Genomic DNA, 4,875 nt, shown 5'->3' on the forward strand with positions numbered 1-4,875 from the left:
GGGGCTTTGCCCCCCGACACCCCCCTCGCCCGCGCTGCGCGCGAGGCTCACCCCCAGGGTTGATCTTCCTCGCGGGTTTCGTTCGCCGTGATTCCAGCAGCTCCTTGGCGCCCAGGTGTCCGCCGAGGAGCAACTTCTTGCCTCCCTGGAACAGCCTGACCCGGCGTGAACCTCGCCCGTGCCGCGCGTTGCGTCGTTTCTGGGTAGGCCCTCCTCGTTCCGTTGGTTCGGTCAGCCGTTGGCTGGTTCTTCGGTGCCGGTCTGGCGGGCTGCCGGGGGGGTGTCGGCGGCCGGGGTGGCCGCGGCGGGAGGGGCGCCGTTGGTGGAGGGCGGCGGGGCGGAGGACGCGGCGTCGGTTTCCGCGCGGACCGACTGGGCGGCGGCGCGGGCGTCGTCGGTGGTGGGGCCGGGGGGTGGCACGAAGACGGTCTGGCGGTAGTAGCGCAGTTCCTCGATGCTCTCGCGGATGTCCGCCAGGGCGCGGTGGCCGCCGCGCTTCACGGGAGCGGCGTAGTAGGCACGCGGATACCAGCGGCGGGCCAGTTCCTTGACCGAGGACACGTCGATCATGCGGTAGTGCAGATAAGCGTCGAGTTGCGGCATGTAGCGGGCGAGGAACGTGCGGTCCGTGGCGATCGAGTTGCCGCACAGCGGGGCGCGACGGCTCTCCGGGACCAGGGTCCGCACGTAGTCGAGGACCTGGCGCTCAGCCTCCGCCACCGTCAGCGTTGACGTCCGGACCGCGGCGGACAGACCCGACGTCGCATGCATGTCCTTGACCACGGGCACCATCGCGTCCAGGGCCGCCTCCGGCGCGGCGATCACCAGGTCCACCCCGTCGCCCACGACGTTGAGCTCGCTATCGGTCACCAGGCAGGCAACCTCGAGCAGCACGTCGGCGGCCGGGTCGAGGCCGGTCATCTCGCAGTCGATCCAAACCAGGCGGTCCATCTGTCTGACACTAGGGTTTCCCCGTCGGACCGTCACGCGAGGCCCCCGGCTGGCTGATCAATCGTGCCGGCATGCACCGGTCCGGCTCGGGTCAGTTGTAGATCTGGAAACTGACGGACCTCGGGCTGATGCGGGTGTTCGCCGGTGTCGCCGTCAGCGTGTACACGCCGTTGCTGATCGCCGTCGTGTCCCAGCCCCCGTCATGCGGCGAGAACAGGTACGGCACGGTGATCGCGGGCCACTGGCCCGCATGCCCGGTCAGCGTGTAGGTGATGGGACCGATGTCGCCGATGGTCGCCAACGTGATCCTGACGGTTCCCCGCAGCACCTGGCCGTCGTCGACGTTGATGAACCCGAGGATCCTGGGCAGCGCCGCCGCGGGCGAGCTGGTGGACAGCGGAGCGCCGCCGTCGGTGGCGGGTCTGGCGGTGAGCTCGGCGCGGGTGTCGGCGGCGGCGTCGGCCTTGTCCTCGGTCTGACGGTGGTAGTCGACGACCAGCAGCGGCATCAGCACCAGCGCGGCGATGAAGAGCATCAGGCCGAGATAGCCACGCCTGACCGCGTCCACGCCACCCGTACCCTTCTGCCGCGACTGTCCGACCTGAGAACCCTGGGGCTGCACTGTAGCCCGCGCCGCCGAGGCGCTTCCTCGCGCCCGGCCAAGGCGGACGGACGGGGAGCACCCGGGGCGTCAGGCCGGCGGCGCGGAGGCGGGCGGTGGGGAGGCGGGCGGTGGGGAGGCGGGCGGTGGGGAGGCGGACGGCGTGGAGGCGGGCGGTGGGGGGCCAGCGAGCACGCAGTCCTCGCACACGGCGCCGGACGGGCCGAGGCGGTAGATCAGGCAGCAGCTGCGGCGCCGGAAACGCGCCGGGGCTACCCGCGCGCCCGCGCCGGCCAGCGGGCCGGGGCCGGCGCACAGGGCGTCCACGATCCGCCAGGCCGCCGGCGCCAGCTCCGGCGCGGCCAGGCCGATCATCTTGGCGGCACCGGCGACGGCGGACGCCGTGTTGCCCCACAGGACCCTCGAGGACACCGGGTACCGGGCGGCGGTGGCCGCGACGAGCGGTTCGACCAACGGGCGCAGGGTGCCGTCCACGAAACCGCGGGCGAGCTGCCCAGGGTCGGGTGTTGGCCAGCCGCCGGGCAACGGGCCGCCCGGTGGTGGATCGGCGGGCGCCGGGCCGTCGGGGGCCGTCGGGCGGGCGAGCGCGAGCGGGAAGGGGCCGCCGAGCTGGTCGCGCCAGTAGAGCCCGAGCAGGTCGAGGGCGGGTGGCCGGCCGGTCAGGACGGTGAGCCCGAGGGCCGGCGCGACCAGTCGGGCGCACAGGCCAAGCTGCGTGATGGAGACCGCGACCCGCTCCTCGAGCTCGCCGGGCGCGACCCCCCGGCCGGCGGCCAGGGCCGCGCGCACCGCGTCGACGCGGCGGGCGAGCGCGCCCGTCGACGGCTCCGCCAGGTCCGCGACCGGCGCCCACCCCGCCGGGTCGTCGGTGGGCAGGACGGTCAGCGCGAAGAACGGCCCGAAGCGCGCGGCCAGGGCCTCCAGGATGGTCCCGTCCTCGCCGGGTGGCTCTCGCGCGGGCGCCATGGCGGCCGGGAGCTAGCCGGCCTGCTTGTCGGTGATGCCGGCGCCGTCGAACGTGGCGACCTCGGCGAGCACCCGGGCGGCGGCCTGGACGACCGGGACGGCGAGCACCCCGCCGGAGCCCTCGCCGAGGCGCATCCCGAGGTCGAGCAGCGGCACGAGCCCGAGCGCGGCCAACGCCGCGGAGGCGCCCGGCTCGACCGAGCGGTGCCCGGCGAACAGCGCCGCGCGGGCCTCGGGGGCGAGCGCGGCCGCGACCAGCGCCGACGAGCAGGCGATCACGCCGTCGAGCAGCACCGGCACGCGAGCCGCGGCGGCGGCGAGCATGAACCCGACCGTGGCCGCGTGCTCCAGGCCCCCCAGGGCGGCGAGCACGCCGAGCGGGTCGCCCGGCCCCGCTCCGGCGGAGGTGGCGCGCGTGACCGCGCGGCGCACCACGCCGACCTTGCGCGCCAGCGTCTCGTCGTCGACGCCGGTGCCGCGACCGGTCACCGCGACCGGGTCGGCGCCCAGCAGCGCGGCCACCAGGGCGGCCGACGGGGTCGTGTTCGCGATGCCCATGTCTCCGGTGACGAGCAGGTCGTGACCGGCCCGGATCAGCTCACCGGCGACCTCGGCGCCGGCGGCGACCGCGCGCAGCGCCTGGTCCCGGGTCATCGCCGGCTCGACGGCTATGTCGCCGGTGCCGGCGCGCACGCTCCGCCGGTCGAGGCCAGGGGCCGCCCCGACCACCGCCGAGGCCTCGGCGGACATGCCGACATCCACCACCCGCACCGTGGCGCCGACCTGGCGGGCGAGCGCGTTGACGACCGCGCCGCCGGCGAGGAAGTTGGCCACCATCTGGCCGGTGACCTCCCGGGGCCAGGGCGAGACGCCCTGGGCGTGCACGCCGTGGTCGCCGACGAAGACGGCGACGGCGGGCGCGGCCGGTACCGGCCCGGGCACCGTGCCGGCCAGCGCCGCGAGCCGGACCGAGACGGCCTCCAGCTCGCCGAGCGAGCCCCGCGGCTTGGTGAGCCGGTCCTGGTGCTCACGCGCTGCCCGGACCACGGCGGGGTCCACCGGCCGAATCCGCGTGATCAGGCTGTCGAGGATGGATGTGTCCGGCGACTCGGGACTCATGACGGCGCTCCCCTCGGTCCGCGGGCGACGCTACCGGCCAGCGCCGGCCCGCGGGGGCCGGACGTGACAAACGCCCGGCCCCGGCGGGGTGCCGGAGTGCCGTCAGGGCAGCAGGCCGCCCCAGGCGACGACCGCGGCGAGCGCGAGCAGCGTGGCGGTGGTGGTGACCTCGATGGCGGCGCCGAACACGTCGCCGGTGACGCCGTCGAGGCGGCGCACCGCGTGCCAGCTCATCGCCCGGCCGGCGGCGAGGCCGACGAGGACGGCGAACGGCAGCCAGAGTGCCTGCGCGAAGGTCACCGCCGTGGCGGCCAGCAGGAGCGTGCCGGCGACCAGGGTCACGGCCACGGCGACGGCGCGGGCCGTGGCCGTCGCGGTCCCGGCGACCAGGGCTCCGAAGCCGCCCGGACGGGCCGGGGGCACGGTCGGGCGGGCGGCGTCGAGGGCGGCGAGCCGGCCGGTCGCCGCGACCGTGAGCAGCAGCACGAGACCCTGCATCCGGCTCGCCGCGCCCATCAGGGTGAGCACCCCGCCCAGCTGCAGCAGCAGCGCGCCGGCGACGGCGGCCACTCCGAACGGGCCGACGTCGGAGCGACGCATGATCGACAGTGCCTCTTCCGGCGACCGGCGGCTACCGAGCCCGTCGGCGACGTCGGCCAGCCCGTCGAGGTGCAGCCCGCGGGTGAGCAACGCCATGAGGCCGATCCACACCATCGCGCCGACGAACGTGGCGCCGCCGCCGTGGCCACGCCAGAAGACGAGCGAGCCCGCCCAGGCGAGCAGCGCGAGCAGCGCCCCGACGACCGGCAGCCAGCGCAGCGCCCAGCCACCGAGGCCGCCGTCCAGTTCCTCGCGCCCTGTCCGGCTCGCCGGCAACGGCGCGATGGTGAACATCCCCAGGGCCAGCGGCAGCGCCCGTAGCGCCGAGGGCTGGGTTCCGGACCGCGGCCGGCTGGCGGCCGGGGTCTCCGCCCGGCGGGCGCGCAGCGCGGTCACCCCACCGGCCGCCCGGTCGCGCACCCAGCCCACCCCACTGCCGACCTTGCGGCCGAACCCCGCCGCGGCCGGCGTTCCCTGGCGAGGTATCCGCCTGGTCGCGCCGGTGTCGGGCCTGCCTCCCGCCGGACCGGTTCCGCCCCCCCGCCCCCCGCGCAGGCGCGGCCCCGCGGCCCCCCCCGGGGCCCCCCCGTCCGGCCCCCCCCCCGGCACCAAGCCAC

5 protein-coding genes are annotated in these 4,875 nt (G+C 76.4%); all 5 read right to left on the reverse strand.

What is annotated here, in order from left to right; genetic code table 11:
* Window positions 1-231 precede the first annotated feature (231 nt).
* Window positions 232-951 (reverse strand): oligoribonuclease, encoded by a 720-nt coding sequence (gene orn, locus I6A81_RS40370; protein WP_203003263.1) that lies wholly within the window; start codon window positions 949-951, stop codon window positions 232-234.
* Between the two features lie 91 nt (window positions 952-1,042).
* Complete coding sequence (locus I6A81_RS40375) at window positions 1,043-1,519, reverse strand: hypothetical protein (RefSeq protein WP_203003262.1); 477 nt, start codon at window positions 1,517-1,519, stop codon at window positions 1,043-1,045.
* Window positions 1,520-1,642: 123 nt separating this feature from the next.
* Window positions 1,643-2,539, reverse strand: coding sequence for a (2Fe-2S)-binding protein (locus I6A81_RS45305; protein ID WP_203010498.1), 897 nt, complete (start codon window positions 2,537-2,539; stop codon window positions 1,643-1,645).
* A gap of 12 nt (window positions 2,540-2,551) precedes the next feature.
* Window positions 2,552-3,631 carry a nicotinate-nucleotide--dimethylbenzimidazole phosphoribosyltransferase gene (gene cobT, locus I6A81_RS40385; protein WP_407661465.1) on the reverse strand — a complete coding sequence of 360 codons (1,080 nt, stop codon included), beginning with the start codon at window positions 3,629-3,631 and terminating at the stop codon, window positions 2,552-2,554.
* 129 nt (window positions 3,632-3,760) lie between these two features.
* Entirely contained in the window at window positions 3,761-4,678 is a 918-nt protein-coding gene (locus tag I6A81_RS40390; RefSeq protein WP_307875228.1) for an adenosylcobinamide-GDP ribazoletransferase, read from the reverse strand.
* Between the last annotated feature and the right edge of the window lie 197 nt (window positions 4,679-4,875).

It is taken from the genome of Frankia nepalensis (assembly GCF_016786325.1).
Taxonomy (GTDB): Bacteria; Actinomycetota; Actinomycetes; order Frankiales; family Frankiaceae; genus Pseudofrankia; species Pseudofrankia nepalensis.

Coding starts and splice junctions, on each gene's coding strand:
- orn (WP_203003263.1), bottom strand. CDS start 951: ATGGACCGCCTGGTTTGGATCGACTGCGAGATGACCGGCCTCGACCCG.
- I6A81_RS45305 (WP_203010498.1), bottom strand. CDS start 2,539: ATGGCGCCCGCGCGAGAGCCACCCGGCGAGGACGGGACCATCCTGGAG.